Here is a 16,528-nt window from a genome sequence, read left to right as displayed (position 1 = left end):
GTCCCCGTCCGAGAGGCAGTCGCCATGACCGCACAGAGCGTCATCACCCGGCCGTCACCCGCGGCCCGGGAGCTGCCCGACCACGAGGTCGCCGAGGGCTTCGTACGCGGCGACGAGGCGTGCCTGAGCGCCGCGTACCGACGCTGGGGCGGGCTCGTCCACACCCTGGCGGCCCGCACCCTCGGCGACTCCAGGGAAGCCGAGGACGTCCGCCAGCAGGTCTTCCTGGCCGCCTGGCAGGGCCGCGCCGGATACCGGCCGGAGCGCGGACCGTTCCCCGGATGGCTGGTCGGCATCACCCGGCGGAAGATCGCCGACGCGCTCACGGCCCGTACCCGGCGGCTCGACCTGGTCGCCGCCGCCGGCGCCGCCCTGCCGCCCGCGGGCGAGCCGGTCGCGGGCCCCGAAACCGTCCTGGACCGGGTGCTCGTCACCGGCGAGCTGGCGAAACTGCCCCGCGCCCAGCGCGAGGTGCTGGCCATGGCCTTCTACGCGGACCTCACCCAGGCCCAGATCGCCGAGCGCACCGGAATGCCGCTCGGCACCGTCAAGAGCCACGCCCGGCGGGGCCTGCACCGGATCCGCCACTGCCTCGACGGCGAGGCGTGCGCAGGCGCGGCGGAGGCGGCGGGAGCGGCGGCAGCGGCGGCGGCGGCGGTGGGAACGGCGGCGGTGGGCACGGCGCCCGTGCCGGTGTCGCCCGGTACCCGGCACCCGCCGGAACAAGATTCCCATCCGCGGGCCCTCCGGCACCGAAGTACCCGTGAAACGCCCGGCACCGGCCGTGCGGGGCAGCGAGCGCGAGGGGTTGAGTGACGTGGACCGGCGGAGAGTCGCTGTGGTGGGCGGGGGCGTTGCGGGACTGACGGCCGCTCACGTGCTGCAACGCGAATACGACGTGGTGCTGTACGAGGCGGACGACCGCCTCGGCGGCCACGCCCACACCCATGAACTGCCCACACAGGACGCGGGCACCGTCCACGTGGACAGCGGATTCATCGTGCACAACGAGCGCACCTACCCGCACCTGCTGCGGCTGTTCCACGAACTGGGCGTCACCACCCAGGAATCCGAGATGAGCATGTCGGTGCGGTGCGACGGCTGCGGCCTGGAATACGCGGGCGCCCGCGGCGCGGCCGGACTGCTCGGCGGAGGCAATGTGCTGCGCGGCCGCCACCTGCGCATGCTCGCCGAGGTGCCGCGCTTCCACCGCGCCGCCCGGAAGCTGCTCGACTCGCAGGAGGAGGAGGACGGGCAGACCCTGGGGGAGTTCCTCGACCTGCACCGCTTCTCCCCCTACTTCGTCGGCCACTTCGCCGTCCCGCTCGTAGCCGCCGTCTGGTCGTGCGCTCCGGACACGGCCCTGGAGTACCCCGCCCGGTACCTCTTCCGCTTCCTGGCCCACCACGGACTGCTGTCCGTCAAGGGATCCCCGAAGTGGCGTACGGTCGAAGGAGGTTCGGCGACCTACGTGGCCAAGGTGGCCAAGCACCTCACCTCCGTCCGCACCGGGACCCCGGTCCGGGCCGTCGTACGCGCCGCCGACCACGCGCGCGTGGTCACCCCGGACGGCGACTCGACCCCGTACGCGGCCGTGGTCGTCGCCGTCCACCCCGACCAGGCGCTGCGCCTGCTGGCCGATCCGACCGAGGACGAGATCCGGATCCTCGGAGCGTTCACGTACTCCCGCAACCCCACCGTGCTGCACCGCGACACCTCACTGCTGCCCCGGTCCCCGCACGCGCGCGCCTCCTGGAACTACTGGCTCCCCTCCTGCGCCGCCCGTCCCGAGAGCGTCCAGGTCAGCTACGACATGAACCGGCTCCAGCGGCTGCCGACCGCCGACCCGCACATCGTGACCCTCAACGCCCGCGGCCGGGTCGACCCCTTCGACGTGATCGCCCGCATGGTGTACGAACACCCCGTCTACACCCCCCGGTCCGTGGCGGCGCAGCAGGAACTGCCCCGGCTGAACACGTCCGTGACCGCCTTCGCCGGTGCCTACCACGGCTGGGGCTTCCACGAGGACGGCTGCCGCTCCGGAGTCGCCGCGGCCGAGGCCCTGGGGGTGAGGTGGTGAACGCGGCCCCGGCGCCGCAGGCCGCGCCGCCCCGGGTGCCGGCCCTCTACGAGTGCACGGTGGCCCACGAACGCACCGGCCCCGTCCGGCACGCCTTCCGGCAGCGCACCTACCTGTGGCTCATCGACATCGACGAGCCGCCCCGCATCCCCAGGGGACTGCGCCCGCTGGCCCGCTTCGACGCCCGTGACCACTTCGGCGGCAAGGCCCCCACCCTGCGCGCGGGCCTGGAGGCCCAGCTGGCCGCCCACGGCGTGGAGAACGCCGACGGACGCGTCCTGATGCTCGCCCACGCCCGGGTCCTCGGACACGTCTTCAACCCGCTCACCCTCTACTGGTGCCACGACCGCGCCGGTACCCCGGTGTGCGTCGTCGCCGAGGTCCACAACACCTACGGCGAGCGCCACTGCTACCTGCTGCGCCCCGGTGCCGACGGACTCGCCGACGTCCCCAAGGACTTCTACGTCTCGCCGTTCTTCGCGGTCGAGGGCTTCTACCGGATGCGGCTGCCCGTCCCCGGCGACCGCCTCGACCTGACCGTGCAACTGCGCCACGACGACGGGACCTGCCCCTTCACCGCGACCGTACGCGGCCACCACCGTCCGGCCGGTGCCCGCGCCCTGATCGGCGCCGCCCTGCGCCATCCGTGGTCCACCGCCCGGGTCTCCGCCGGCATCCGCTTCCAGGGCATCCGGCTCCTCCTCCGCGGACTCCCGGTCCGCCCCCGTCCCGTGCACCCCACGCAGGAAGGCACCCTGTGACCGTCTCGTACGTCCCGGCCCACGAGAGCGCGCCCGCGCCCGCCCCCGTCGACGCGGCCCGCTGGCCCGACGTGGTCCGGCCGCCCCGCGCCTCGGCGCTGCGCACCGCCGTCGCCGAGCGGATCATCGGCCGCGCCCTCGCCCGGCTCCCGCTGCGGATACGGCACGGGGACGGGCAGCGGCCGGCGTACGGCGTCCCGCGGCAGGCCGGAGCGCTGCCCACGCTCACCCTCCACGACCCGGAGGCCTTCTACCGCCGGATCGGCGCGGACGGTCTGATCGGCTTCGGCGAGTCGTACATGGCCGGGGAATGGGACAGCGACGACCTGGTCGGCGCCCTCACCGTGCTTGCCGCGCACGTCGACGACCTGGTGCCGGCGCCGCTGCGCCGGCTGCGCGACGCCTGGGTGCGCAGGCGCCCGGAGCAGCAGCGCAACACCCCCGAGGGCTCGCGGGAGAACATCCAGCACCACTACGACCTGTCCAACGAGCTGTTCACGCTGTTCCTGGACCGGAGCATGAGCTACTCCTCGGCGGTCTTCGCCGCCTTCCCCGCCTCGCCCGCGACCTTCACCGCCGCCCAGCACCGCAAGATCGACCGGCTCCTCGACCTCGCGGACGTCGGACCGGGCACCCGGGTGCTGGAGATCGGCACCGGCTGGGGCGAGCTGGCGATCCGGGCCGCCGCCCGGGGCGCCCGGGTGCTGACCGTGACCCTCTCCGCGGAGCAGCGCGACCTGGCCCGGGAGCGCATCGCCACGGCCGGCCTCGGCGACCGGGTCACCGTCGAACTGCGCGACTACCGGCACGTGGAGGGCTCCTTCGACGCCGTCGTCAGCGTGGAGATGATCGAGGCGGTCGGCGCCGAGTACTGGTCCGCCTACTTCGCCGGCCTGCGCCGGCTCCTGGCACCCGGCGGCCGCGTCGCCCTCCAGGCCATCACCATGCCGCACGAGCGCATGCTCCTGACCGCCCGCACGCACACCTGGATCAGCAAGTACATCTTCCCCGGCGGCCTCATCCCCTCCCGCGAGGCGATCGCCCACGAGAGCGCCGCAGCCGGGCTGCGCACCGAGGCCGACGCCGGCTTCGGCGACCACTACGCGGAGACGCTGCGGCTGTGGCGCGAGGAGTTCGGGCGACAGGCGGACCCCGTCGACGCCCTCGGCTTCGACCGCACCTTCCGCCGGATGTGGGAGCTCTACCTCGCCTACTCCGAGGCCGGGTTCCGCTCGCGCTACCTCGACGTACGCCAACTGCTGCTCACCGCCGACCCCGTGCCCCGGGAAACGCGATGAACACAGCCGCGCAGGCGCAGGCCCAGGCGGCGCTCACCGGCGGCGTCGACTGGGGCGCCCTGGCCGTCAATCTTGCCTTCGCGGCCGGCGCCGCTCTCGCCGTCATGCTGGTCACCTTCGCCGTCGCCACCGTCCGGGGCCTGGACCGGATCGTCGACGTCGCCTGGGGCGTCGCCTTCGCCGCGGTGGCCCTGACCAGCTGGCTGCTGTCGGCGGGGTACGGCGACGACGGCCGGCGCCTCGCGGTCGCGGCGGCGACGGTCGTCTGGGGCATCCGCCTGGCCCTGCACATCGCCCGGCGCGGCCGGGGGCACGGCGAGGACCCGCGCTACGCCCGCATGCTCGCCCGGGCACCGGGCAGCCCCCGGCTCTACGCCCTGCGCAAGGTCTACCTCCTCCAGGGCGCGCTGGTCTGGCTCGTCTCGCTGCCCGTGCAGGCCGCGTCGTACGTGCCCGTGCCCCTCGGGCCGCTCGCCGCGGCCGGCCTGCTCCTGTGGGCGACCGGGCTGCTCTTCGAGGGGGTCGGAGACTTCCAGCTCGCCCGCTTCAAGGAACGCCCCGAGCGCCGCGGAGCGATCATGGACCGCGGCCTGTGGAGCTGGACGCGGCACCCCAACTACTTCGGCGACTTCCTCGTCTGGTGGGGGCTGTACCTGCTGGCCTGCGCGACCTGGCAGACTGCGGCACTCACGCTGGTGTCGCCGCTGGTGATGAGCGCGCTGCTGATCTGGGGCAGCGGCAAGAGACTGCTGGAGGCGCACATGGCAGACCGGCCCGGCTACGCCGCCTACGCCGCCCGCACCAGCGGGTTCCTCCCGCGCCCGCCGCGCCGCATACCGGGGGAGGACGGGTGACGGCCGGGACGGAGCAGGGCACGGAGTCGACCGGCGAGCGCGGGGCGCTCGTGGTCCGTACGTCCCCCGCGGTACCGGCGGCGGCGGTCCTGCTGCTCCACGGAGGGCGCGAGGACGGCCCGGAGCCGCCGCCCCTCCTCAACCTCCCCGCGCTGCGGATGCGGCCCTTCGCCGCGGCCGTCGCCCGCGCGACCCGCGGGCGCGACGTCCTGGTGGCCGAGGTGCGCTACCGGCACCGCGGCTGGAACGGCTCCCGCTGCGACGCCGCCCGGGACGCCGAGGCGGCCCTCGCGCGGATACGGGAACTCGCCGGGGACGTGCCGGTGGTCCTCGTCGGCCATTCGATGGGCGGCCGGGCGGCACTGCGCGCCGCCGGAGCACCCCTGGTCCACGGCGTGGTGGCCCTCGCCCCCTGGTGCCCGCCCGGCGAACCGGTGGACCACCTCGCGGGCCGCAGGCTCTACCTGCTGCACGACGAGCGGGACCGGGTCACCTCGGCCGCCGGATCCTGGGAGTTCGTGCGCCGGTCCCGCCTCGCGGGCGCCGACGCCACCGCCATCCCGATGCCCACGGGCGGCCACGCGATGCTCAGCGGCGCGGGTGCCTGGCACCGGCGCACCGCCGCCCTCGTCACCAGCCTCGTCACGCGGGACTGACCACCCTCCCGACGACCAATCCGGCACGGACCGCGCCGCGAAGGCACGGGTGTGAGCATCGACAAGGCAGCAATCGAGCGGGGAGCTTCGGCGTCGCTGGCCGGACTGGTGTCCGGCTACGTGGCACTGGCGCTGGCGGAACTGGTCTCGGCCGGGGTCCGGCCCGAGGCCGGTCCGGTCACGGCCGTCGGGGGAGCGGCCATCGACCGCACGCCCGCCGCGGTCAAGGACTGGGCGATCCGCAGCTTCGGAACCGACGACAAGCTCGTCCTGCAACTCGGCATCCTCGCCGTTACCGCCCTGCTGGCGACGGCCCTCGGGCTGCTCGCCCTGCGCAGACGGCGGACCGGCGCGGCGGGCGTGCTCCTCTTCGGCCTGGTGGGCGCCGCGGCCGCGCTGAACCGGCCGGACTCCGACGGGTTCGCCGATGCCCTGCCGTCCCTCGCGGGAGCCCTGGCCGGCGCGCTCGTGCTGTACGCCCTCATCGGCCCGCTCGTGGCCGCCGCCCGGGCCGAGGAGGCAGTACCGGCCGCCGCCCGGACCGAGGAGGCAGTACAGGCCGCCGCCCGGCCCCAGGAGGCAGTACAGGCCGCCGCCCGGCCCCAGGAGGCCCCGGCCGCCGCCCGGCCCGGCTGGAGCCGACGCCGTTTCCTGCTGCTCACCGGAGCCGCCGCCGCCCTCGGTTCGGGGGCGGGCGCCGCCGGCCGGACCCTCACCTCCTCGCGGTCCGGCGACGCGGTCGCCTCCCGGGCGGCCGTGGTCCTGCCGCCCCCCGCGTCACCGGCGCCCGGCCCGCCCCCGGGCACGGCCTTGCGGGTGCCGGGGATCAGTCCCTTCACCACGCCGAACAAGGACTTCTACCGGGTGGACACGGCCCTGGTGGTCCCCCGGGTGCCGGCGGACACGTGGCGGCTGCGGATCCACGGCAAGGGCGTGGCCCGCGAGCTGAGCCTCACCTTCGAAGAGCTGCTCGCCCGGCCGCTCGTCGAACGGGACATCACCTTGACCTGCGTCTCCAACGAGGTCGGCGGACCGTACGCGGGCAACGCCAGATGGCTCGGCGCCCGGCTCGGCGACCTGCTCGCGGAGGCCGGCGTGCGACCGCCGTCCCGGGGCGGACCCGCCGACCAGCTGGTGGCCCGCTCCGTCGACGGCATGACGCTCGGCGCGCCGGTCGAGGACGTCATGGACGGCCGGGACGCCCTGCTGGCGGTCGGGATGAACGGCGAGCCTCTCCCGCTCGACCACGGCTTTCCGGTGCGGATGGTGGTTCCCGGCCTGTACGGGTACGTCTCGGCGTGCAAGTGGATCGAGGACATCGAGCTCACCACCTTCGACGCCTACGACCCGTACTGGGTCCGGCGCGAGTGGGCCCGGAAGGCTCCGGTCAAGACCCAGGCGCGCATCGACACCCCCAAGCCCTTCGCCCGCCCCGCGCCCGGCACGGTGATGGTGGCCGGTGTCGCCTGGGCCCAGCACCGCGGCATCGACCGCGTCGAGATCCAGGTCGACGACGGCCCCTGGCAGGAGACCGATCTCGCCGCCGAGGACACCCGCGACACCTGGCGCCAGTGGTCCTACTCCTGGCAGGCCGCGCCGGGCACGCACACGCTCACCGTCCGCGCCACCGACCGGACGGGGGAGACCCAGACCGAACGGCGCGCCCCGACCGTCCCCGACGGGGCCACCGGCAGGCACTCCGTCGTCGTCATGGCCGGATAGGGCGGCCGGCGGACACCGGGAAACGCCTTTCCGGCCGACCTGTGGTGCCACCTCGGCCAAGCCCGTGAGCAGGCCGGTACGCGCCTATTTGACGTGCACCTGCTAGGGCAAAATGGCAGATGTCACGGGCAAAGCGGTACGGGAGGGTGTGGTCTTGGCGTTGCTGTCCTTACCGGTACGGCGCATGCGGGCACTGCGGGGGACGAGCGGCCTGGGATCGGGTCTGCAACGCGCCCAGTCCTTCCTGATCGTGGCCACCCTGCTGTACCGGGCGAGCCACCTGACGGTCGGCGCGCTCGCCGTCGCCCAGCGGGGGTCGCAGCTCCCGCTGCAGTACGCGGGATTCGCGGTCGCCCTGGGACTGAGCGCACTGGCCTACGGCGCCGCCCTGCGGCGCGGCTGGTTCGACCCGCGGCACATCTGGGCGGACGTCCTGGTGACCGGCTGCCTGCTGCCCCTGGCCCTGACCGCCTGGGGCGGACTGCGCGAACCGCCCGCGATCGCCTGGGCCATGCTGCTCGGCGGATCGGCGAGCGCCGTCGCGGCCATCTCCCTCGAACGGCTCCACGCCCTCACCGTGATCGCACTCCTCGTGATCACCCACTTCATCGGCTACCAGGCGGTGGGCGCGAGCCCCGCCGTGATTCTCGGCCATCTCAACTCGATCGTCTCCTCGGCCGTGATGACCTGGCTCTTCCGCTGGTACCTGCTCCGCCAGGGCCGCCTCCTCGACGAGGCCAACGCCCGCGCCGTGACCGCGGAGGCCCACAAGGCGCGCTACGCCGAGCGGCTGGAACACCACCGGGCACTGCACGACACCGTCCTCGCCACACTGACCACCCTGGCGTCCGGCTCGGTCGACGCCAACGCGCCCGAGGTGCGCCGGCGTTGCGCCCGCGAGGCCGCGTACCTGCGCCGGCTGATCCAGCAGACCGCCGAAGAGGTCCACCACCGGGAGATCGGCACGGCCCTGGAGGAGGCGGTCTGCTCCGTCGAGAGCCTCCAACTGCGGGTCACCGCCCAGTACCACGACCTCCCGCAGGTGCCCCCCGAGGTCGCCGCCGCACTGGGCGACGCCGTCCGCGAGGCCCTGAACAACGTACGGCGGCACGCGGGCACCGGACACGCCTACCTCACCGCCACCAGGGACCCGGACGCGCGCGGGGGAGCCGTCGTCACCGTGGTCGACCGGGGGCCCGGATTCGACCCCGAGCGGTGGACGCCCGGCCTCGGCCTGCGCGGCTCCGTGCACGGCCGGATGGCGGAGGTGGGCGGCCGGGCGACCGTGGACAGCGCCCCCGGCGAGGGAGTACGGGTGGAGCTGAGATGGCCCGGGTGATCACCGTCTCGGTGGTCGACGACGACCGGATGCTCCTCGACGGCCTGCGGGCCTGGCTGGGCGGTGTGCCCGAGCTGCGGCTCGTGGCGACCGCGGCCACCGTCGGCGAACTCCTTCAGGCGCCGGACGCCCAGCTCCCGTACGGCTTCGGCCGGACCGGGTACGCCCCGCCCGACATCGTCCTCCTCGACCTCGTGCTGCGCGACGGCTCCACCCCCGCAGACAACATCCGGCGGCTGCTGCGCACCGGGAGCCGCGTCCTGATGATCAGCACCGTGCCGGACCGCTCCCGCATCATCGAGGCCGTCCGGGCCGGCGCCGACGGCTATCTGACCAAGGACCACGACCTGCCCACCCTGGTCACCGCCATCAAGGACCTCGCCTCGGGCCAGGGGGCCCTCTCCGCCGAACTCGCCTTCGCCTGCGCCTACGACGACAGCCCCGCCCGCCCCCGGCTGTCGCCCCGGGAACGCCAGATCCTGCTCGACTACGCCTCCGGACTCACCCTGAAGTCCGCCGCCCGGCGCGCCGGCATCACGGTCCACACCGCCAAGGACTACCTGGACCGGGTCAAGGCCAAGTACCAGCAGGCGGGCCGCCCCACCTACACCAAGCTCGACCTGGCCCAGCGGGTCCGGGAGGACAGTCTCGAGGGGGGCTGACCACCCGCACAAGCCCCCCAAACGGACGGCTACAGGGGGCACGCGCACCGTCCCTATCGTCAGTCCCGGCGGAGCCTCGGAGGGCCCGCCGGAAAGGGGGACGAGCCGGTGTCCATTTTCTGGCCGGCGCTGCCGGAGGACTGTACCGTCGCGGGCCCGAACGGCGGACCGCACCCGAGACGGGGCGAACTCATCGGCCGTGGCACCGAGATGGGGCAGATCATGATGGCGCTGGCCGCCGCCCGTTCCGGGGCCGGCGGAGCGCTCTTCGTCACCGGCGAGCCGGGCGTCGGCAAGACCCGGCTCGCCACCGAGGCCCTCGCCATGGCCGCCGAGACGAACATGGTCACCGTACGGGGACGCGCCGGCGCGGTCGGCCCGCCCGTCCCCTACCGGCCCCTGATCGAGGCGCTGCTCCTGCTGGCCCGCGCCGGCCTGCTGCCGGATTCCGGCGAACTCGGCAGCTACGGACCGGTCCTGGCCCGGCTGCTGAGCGGCGCCCGGGACACGGAGGCCGACGCCGCGTCCCACATCGTGGTCGCCGAAACGATGCTGCGCCTGCTCGCCGTCGTCGGAGCGCGGCGGGGCTGCCTGCTCGTCCTCGACGACCTGCACGACGCCGACGCCGGAACGCTGGCGGTCGTCGAGTACCTCCTCGACAACATCGGGATGCAGCCGGCCGCGCTCCTCCTCGTCACCGGATGCGGACCCTGCGCGGCGACCGAACTGGCCACGCGGGCCCGTCAGCGCGAGGCCGCGACGGTGCTCGAGCTCAGCCCCCTCAGCCACCCCGACGTCCACCTGCTCATCGCGGCCGAGCTGCGCGTCCCTGCGGCCGAGGTCTGCCCCGACCTCGTCCGGCGGGCGGTGGACGGCAGCGCCGGAATCCCCTTCGTCGTCAAGGAGCTCGTCCACGACCTCTCCGGCCGCCCCGCCCTCCCGGACCCGCACAGCCCGTCCGTACCGCCCACCGTCGCGGACAACGTCCGGCGCCAGACCGGGCGGCTCGGCCCGCTCGGCGTGGAACTCCTGGGCATGGCGGCCCTGTTCGGCCGCCGCTTCTCGCTGCCCGTGCTGGAGCGTGCGATCGGCCGTGACCACACGCAGCTGTCCGCGGTCCTGCGCGCCGCCGTCGCCTCGTACCTGATCACCCCGGACGGGCCGGGCACGCAGTGGTACACCTTCCGCTACCGGCTGGCGGCCGAGGCCCTGCTGGACGACCTCGGCCCCGGCGAGCGGGCCAGATACCTGCGGCGGGCCGCCCGCGCCCTCACCGAGCTCCACCCCGGGCTGCCCGGGGCATGGTGCGAGCACGCCGCCCAGCTGCACGAGCACGCGGGCGACACCCCGGAGGCCGTCCGCCTGTACTGCGAGGCGGCCGGGCGGGCGACGGGCGAGGGTGCCGCCGACCGGGCCGTGGAACTGCTCACCACGGCCCACCGGCTCGTCGAACCCGGCATCGCCCCCGAACTGCACGCCACGGTCCTGGAGCGGCTCCTCGACGCCGTCGCCCGCTCGGCACGGTTCGACCGCCTCCCCGGGCCCGCCGCCATCCTGGACACCCTCGGCGGGGACGGCGGCGAGCACGACATCCCCGCCCAGCGACGGGCCGGACTCCACGCCCGGCTGAGCGACATCGCCACCCTGACGGGCCGCCCCGCGGAAGCCCTGTGGCACCTCGACCTCGCCCGCTCCCTCCTCGGCGGCCACCCCGCCGACCAGTACGCCGCCCTCGTGGACCTCGCCGCCGTGCACGTCGAACTGAGCCGGCTCGCCCCCGACCGGCTGCGCACCGCCACCCGCTACGCCCGGCGGGCACTGGAGGCCGCCCAGCGCGTCGATCTGCCCGACGTGGCGTGCAGGGCACTGCTGCTCCTCGGCCAGCTGGCCCGCGCACAGGACGAACCGGCCGCCGTGGCCCACTTCGGGCGGGCCCGCACCCTCGCCCTCGCCCGTCGGCTCCCCGCCCCGCGCATGGCCGCCGACGTGCACCTGGCCACCGTCGCCGCGAGCCACGACGGGCGGCCGGCCCCGATCGAACAGGCCCGGCAGGAGGCTCTCGGCATGGGCCTGTTGCCCCTGGCCCACGAAACCGGCTTCGTCCTCGCACTGGACCGGATCCAGCACGGCCGCTTCGACGAGGCCCGCGACCGGATCCGCGAGTCCGCCGCCGACGCGTCCCGCCTCGGACTGGGCCGCCACCTGGCCATGCTGCGGCTCGCCGACGCCGTACGGTACGCCCACCAGGGCCGCCGCGCCGAGATGCGCGGCGCACTGGAGCGCCTGGCCCCGCTGCTCGACGCGGCGCCCGGCGTGCGCGCCATGTCGTACGGGCTGGCGCGGGCGTTCTGCTCGCTGCTGGAGGAACAACACGAGGCGGCCGGACAGGAATTCGCCCAGGCGCTCGCCTACGACGCGGAGAACCCCGCGATCGGCGACTTCGGCAAGCACGGCATCGTCCTGCTGCTCGGCGTCCTCGCCGGCCGCATGGGCCGGCGCCACCATGCCGAGGTCGCGCAGGCGAGCGTCAGCGCCACCCGCTGGAACCACCAGTTCACCGGCCTGGCGCACGCCGTCCTCCTCGGCCGCGAGGGCCGCCCCGACGAGGCGACGGCGGCCGCGGGCAAGGCACTGGAGGCGGCCGAACCCTTCCCCATGGCACGCCGGCTGTCCCTGCGCCTGGTCGCGCAGTCGGCGTACGAGGACGGCTGGGGCACACCGGTCGAGTGGCTGCGCGAGGCGGAGGAGTACTTCCACGACGCGGGCCTCCAGACGGTCGCCGGAGCCGGCCGGGCCCTGCTGCGCGGGATGGGCGCGTCGGTACGGCAACGGCGCACGGGCACCGAGCGGGTACCGGCGGACCTGCGCCGCTGCGGGATCACCGTCCGCGAGTTCGAGGTGGCCCGGCTGGTCGCCGAACGGATCAGCAACAAGGACATCGCGGGCCGGCTGCACATCTCGCTGCGCACCGTGGAGAAGCACGTGGCCAGCCTCCTGCAGAAGACCGGGCACCCGAACCGGACGGCTTTCGCCACCGCCGCCCGCGACCTGGTCGCCTGAGGGGTTCCTGCCGATCACGCCGGGCTCACGGGCTTCTGTGGCCGTCCGGGGGGAACGACGGGTCCGTGCGGGGGCGCGCCGAGCCCCCGCACGGACCCGGCGGGTCAGTCCGGGTGCTCCGGCTCGTGCGCAGTCCCGCAGCCGTTGCTGCTGCCGCTCGTCGGACTGACGGTGGCGGCAGCACACTGCGTGGTGCGGGCCTCCGCGTTCTGGAGCCTGAGGACGCTCATCCGGATCACCTCCTCGAGGGTCGGTGCGCGGGTCGCGCTGATGTCGGTTGCCTGCCGGCCGATCGGCATGTCCGACTCAACGCCATCCGCCCCACCCGCACATGGGCGTTGGCCCCGCAGATTCCCCGCCGGCGCCCCCCACCGGAGTGCCGGTCGGCGGCGAGCACAATGGTGGTGGTCCGCACGCTCCGGCAGGGACCTGCGGTGTGGTAGTGACGGGCGATGTCAGACCCGGTGGCTAGCCTCGGCGGCATGTCTGAGACTTCCACGGGTGCGCCCGACGACGTGAATGCCCTGATGACCGGCCCGCGGTGGACAGTTCAGTGGTCCGACGGGCCCGTGCCGGACCAGCGGCGGCTGCGCTCCCTCGTCGGTCACGGCGGGCCGGTGCGGGCGGTGGCCACGGCCGTCGTCGACGGCATCCCGGTCGTGGTCTCGGGCAGCCGCGACAACACCGTGCGCATGTGGGACCTGGCGACCGGCGGGCAACTCCACGATCCGGTCACCGGCCGCACCGACCCGCTCTCCTCGCTGACGGCCGAGGTGCTCTCGGTGGCCACGGCGGAGGCCGACGGGAAGCCCGTGGCCTTCTCGCTGCACGGCGACGACTCGGTCCTGGTGTGGGACCTCGCCACCGGCGGCGCGGCCGGGGAGTTCGTCAGGCTGGTGGAGAGCACCACCCTGGAGGGGCGCCGTGTCCTGCTCGCCCTCGGCGCCGACGGGACGCTCTATGTGGGGGACCTGCTGACCGGCCGCCGGATCGGAGCCTTCCCGTCGGCGGCCGGCCTCGCGACGCTCCACGGCCGCCGCGTCGTCCTCTCCGTCGACGACGCCGCCGTGGACCGGACGGTGGGCGTGCGGGACCTGGCCTCCGGCGAGCAGCTGGCCCGGACACTGGCGGTGGCGAGGACCGTCGCCCTGGACGGGCGCGTGCTCGCCGTCACCGCCGGAGAGCCCGGAGAGCCCGGAGAGCCCGGGGAGCCCGGGGAGCCCGGGGAGCCCGGGCGGGAGGAGCGGTTCTGGGACCTGGCCACCGGGGAGCCCGCCACGGCCCGGTCGGCCGCCGGGGTCCTGGCCGGCGGAGAGGACCTGCCCGGCGTCTCCACCTTGACGGTGGTGGACGGGCGCGCCGTCGCCGTCGGGGGCGACGGCGAGGAGCCCCGGTTCATCGGCCCCCTGGCCGTCGCCCGCCAGAACGGCGCCCTCGTACGGACCCGGGCGCGGGAGACGGCGGTGCTGGGCGGACGTACGGTCGCCCTCACCGCCGAGGCGGACGGGACCCTGCGCATCTGGGACCTGGCGGACGACCGGCAGCGCGTGAACGGCATGCGGGTCCTGCGGAGCGTCGACGCGAACGGGGTGGCGCCGGCCCTCCCGCCCGGCCCGGAGCAGGAGGCGGACTTGTGGCACCGCATCTCCGGCCGGGGCCCCGGTTCTGCCGGCAGTGCGGACCCGGTCGCCCTCACCGTGGAGCGGGACGGCACGGTGGTGGTCCGCGACCGCGCCACCGGGAGGCCGGTGGGCCCGCCGCTGACCGGCCACACCGGAAGGGTCACGGACGTGGCCACCACGGTCGTGGACGGGCGGCCTGTGGCGGTCACCGCGGGTGCCGACCACACGATCCGCACCTGGGACCTCACCCACGCCCACGGCGACGGCCCGCCCCGCACCGGACACACCGCAACGGTCTCGGCGATCACCACCGCCGTTCTCGACGGGCACCCGGTGGCCGTCACGGCCGGCGCCGACCACGCCCTGCACGTCTGGGACCTGGCCACGGGGCGGCAGGTCGCGGGCCCCGTGACGGGCCTGGAGGGCGCGGTGAACGCCTTGGCCGGCTCGGTGGTGGAGGGGAAACCGCTGATGGTGACCGCCGGCTCCGGCGACGTGCTGCGGCTGCTGGACCCGGTCGGCGGGGGAGACCGTCACGAGCCCCTCACCAGCCATCACGGCCGGGTGCTGGCCCTGGCCACCGCGACCCTGGACGGCCGGCCGGTCGTCGTCACGGCCGGCGCCGACCGCACCGTGGCCGTCTGGGACCTCGCCGCACGCCGCCCGGTCGGCGAGCCGCTCACCGGGCACTCCAGCCGGGTGACCGCCGTCGCGACGGCGGAGCTGGCGGGGCGGCCCGTCGCGGTGACCGGCAGCTGGGACAGGACCGTACGGCTGTGGGACCTCGGGACCGGCCGGCAGATCGGCGAACCCCTGGCCGGCCACACCGACTGGGTGACATCGGTGGCCACGACGCTGGTGGACGGCAGGCCGGCCGCGGTCAGCCGGAGCCGGGACAGGACGGTGCGGCTGTGGGACCTGGCCACCATGCGGCAGATCGGCGACGTGCAGACCGGTGACACGGATCCGAACGGGCCCGTGGCCGTCACCACCGGGAGCGACGGGCGGCCGGTGCTGGCCATGGGCCAGGGCCAGGCGGTGCGGTTCTGGGACCTCGCGACGGGGCGCGAAGCGGCGGACGAGTACGTGTTCCCGCTCGCGGTGGCCGCGCTCGCGGCCGCGCCGGGCGGGCGGCTCGTCGTCGGTTTCGGCCCGGAGGTCGCCGTGCTGCGTCGCCCGGCTGCGGAATGACTCAATCGGACCGTACCCCTCCGGTCGGTCGGGAGAATCTCAGGAGCAATGGGCGGTGATCCAAAGTGCGCTGGCGGCGCGTCAATTCGCCTCTGCCGTACGACGGTTCACCGATCCCCCCAGCACCGTGAGAGGTACCACGATGACCACAAACCGCGTCAGGCGTTACGCAGCCCGCGCGTTGACCACGACGGTGGCGGCCTGCGCCGTCGCCGCGGCGGCCACCCTTCCGGCATCCGCCGCCGACCAGCCGACACGGCAGCAGCTGATGGCGGACTGCGCCTCGGGCGAAGGCAAGTGCACGTTCAACTCGCCCAAGCTCGGGGAGGCGTACCTGGGTGAGCTCCGCCAGGTGTCGAACTCGCTGTTCAACTGCAGCACGTCCGACTCCACCCAGTCGATGACCTGGGACGACACGGTGGGCTCGACCGACTCGCTGGGTGTCTCCGTGACGGCCGGAGGTAACATAGCGGGCATCGTTGACCTGAGCGTAACGGCGAGTTACAGCCACAGTTGGTCGAGCAGCCATTCCGAGAGCAGCTCGCTCAACATGACGGTGAAGCCGGGCGAGGTGGGCTGGATCTCCCGCGCCCAGGTGATGCAGAAGGTCTCCGGTACCTGGCAGACCCACTACGACAGCCCGAAGTGGAGCCACTACTACTGGTTCTTCCAGGACACGATCACCAGCCCTGCCAAGAACGGCACGGACGGCAAGAGCAACGCGGTCGTGGTGAAGACCCGCAAGATGACCGCCGCGGAGAAGCGCTCCTGCTCCGCCGAGGCCCACCGGGGCCGCACGTTCCACCAGGCCCGCTGAGCCACCCCGGCCCCGGCCCGCTCTCCGGGCCGGAGCCGGGCACGATCCGCCCCTCCGGGACGTCGAGGTGCGGAGGGGCGTCACTCTGGTGTCCGCCCCCCCGAGTGGCCGCGATCCCTGTCGCTCCTGCACGCGCAGACGCTGCTGCCCGACGGCCCGCACCTACGGGTGGAGTCCGCGGGCGCGTGCTGCACGCTCGCCGAGGGCATCCCCCGCCGGGCCCGCCCGCACCGGACCACCTGAGCAGGATCGCCGCGCCCTCCCCCTACCGGTCGTCCCCTACCCGCCGCCTCCCTCCTTCCGCCCCTCGCCTTCCGTACTGCGGACCACGGCGGGGGGCGCTTTTAGCCGGTGTTTATGAGGGTGTCAAGTCCCGAGATTCCGGAACATGACCCGGGTATGGCCCCCGGGGCTTACTTGTGGTGCGGGCCTCACCGGAAACGGAACGAGGCAGACGGAAGAGAAG

General features: G+C 74.6%; 12 protein-coding genes and 1 pseudogene. 12 read left to right on the top strand and 1 reads right to left on the bottom strand.

Translation table 11 applies throughout. From position 1 onward, the window contains the following. Positions 1-24: 24 nt before the first annotated feature. The 10 genes and pseudogenes from OG444_RS06680 to OG444_RS06635 form a co-directional block, all read left to right on the top strand. Positions 25-603: pseudogene (locus tag OG444_RS06680) on the top strand (sigma-70 family RNA polymerase sigma factor); the annotation flags it as partial. Positions 604-808: 205 nt separating this feature from the next. Further along, complete coding sequence (locus OG444_RS06675) at positions 809-2,080, top strand: NAD(P)/FAD-dependent oxidoreductase (protein ID WP_327266682.1); 1,272 nt, start codon at positions 809-811, stop codon at positions 2,078-2,080. Continuing rightward, positions 2,077-2,841 carry a DUF1365 domain-containing protein gene (locus OG444_RS06670; RefSeq protein WP_383194092.1) on the top strand — a complete coding sequence of 255 codons (765 nt, stop codon included), beginning with the start codon at positions 2,077-2,079 and terminating at the stop codon, positions 2,839-2,841. Before OG444_RS06675 ends, OG444_RS06670 begins: the two co-directional genes overlap by 4 nt. Further along, entirely contained in the window at positions 2,838-4,139 is a 1,302-nt protein-coding gene (locus tag OG444_RS06665) for a cyclopropane-fatty-acyl-phospholipid synthase family protein (RefSeq protein WP_327261253.1), read from the top strand. The genes OG444_RS06670 and OG444_RS06665 overlap by 4 nt, the downstream gene beginning before the upstream one ends. Continuing rightward, positions 4,136-4,993, top strand: coding sequence for a DUF1295 domain-containing protein (locus OG444_RS06660; protein WP_327261252.1), 858 nt, complete (start codon positions 4,136-4,138; stop codon positions 4,991-4,993). Before OG444_RS06665 ends, OG444_RS06660 begins: the two co-directional genes overlap by 4 nt. Then, entirely contained in the window at positions 4,990-5,649 is a 660-nt protein-coding gene (locus OG444_RS06655; RefSeq protein WP_327261251.1) for an alpha/beta fold hydrolase, read from the top strand. The genes OG444_RS06660 and OG444_RS06655 overlap by 4 nt, the downstream gene beginning before the upstream one ends. Before the next feature lie 51 nt (positions 5,650-5,700). Continuing rightward, positions 5,701-7,371, top strand: coding sequence for a molybdopterin-dependent oxidoreductase (locus OG444_RS06650; RefSeq protein ID WP_327261250.1), 1,671 nt, complete (start codon positions 5,701-5,703; stop codon positions 7,369-7,371). 184 nt (positions 7,372-7,555) lie between these two features. Next, positions 7,556-8,710, top strand: coding sequence for a sensor histidine kinase (locus OG444_RS06645; protein WP_327261249.1), 1,155 nt, complete (start codon positions 7,556-7,558; stop codon positions 8,708-8,710). After that, positions 8,698-9,372 carry a response regulator transcription factor gene (locus OG444_RS06640; RefSeq protein WP_327261248.1) on the top strand — a complete coding sequence of 225 codons (675 nt, stop codon included), beginning with the start codon at positions 8,698-8,700 and terminating at the stop codon, positions 9,370-9,372. Before OG444_RS06645 ends, OG444_RS06640 begins: the two co-directional genes overlap by 13 nt. A gap of 108 nt (positions 9,373-9,480) precedes the next feature. Further along, positions 9,481-12,432 (top strand): helix-turn-helix transcriptional regulator, encoded by a 2,952-nt coding sequence (locus tag OG444_RS06635; RefSeq protein ID WP_327261247.1) that lies wholly within the window; start codon positions 9,481-9,483, stop codon positions 12,430-12,432. A 104-nt stretch (positions 12,433-12,536) separates the two neighbouring features. Here OG444_RS06635 and OG444_RS06630 read toward each other — a convergent pair whose 3' ends face one another. Beyond that, a complete protein-coding gene (locus OG444_RS06630; protein WP_327261246.1) occupies positions 12,537-12,662 on the bottom strand; it encodes a hypothetical protein in 126 nt (41 codons plus the stop codon). A 252-nt stretch (positions 12,663-12,914) separates the two neighbouring features. On the opposite strand from OG444_RS06630, the gene OG444_RS06625 reads away from it, so the two are divergent. Continuing rightward, positions 12,915-15,245, top strand: a complete 2,331-nt coding sequence (locus OG444_RS06625) for a WD40 repeat domain-containing protein (RefSeq protein WP_327261245.1) — start codon at positions 12,915-12,917, stop codon at positions 15,243-15,245. Positions 15,246-15,387: 142 nt separating this feature from the next. Next, positions 15,388-16,062, top strand: coding sequence for a hypothetical protein (locus OG444_RS06620; protein WP_327261244.1), 675 nt, complete (start codon positions 15,388-15,390; stop codon positions 16,060-16,062). Positions 16,063-16,528: the final 466 nt, after the last annotated feature.

Source organism: Streptomyces sp. NBC_01232 (assembly GCF_035989885.1).
Taxonomy (GTDB): Bacteria; Actinomycetota; Actinomycetes; order Streptomycetales; family Streptomycetaceae; genus Streptomyces.
The sequence above is the reverse complement of the archived record's forward strand: the minus strand, read 5'-3'. Positions and strand labels throughout refer to the sequence as shown.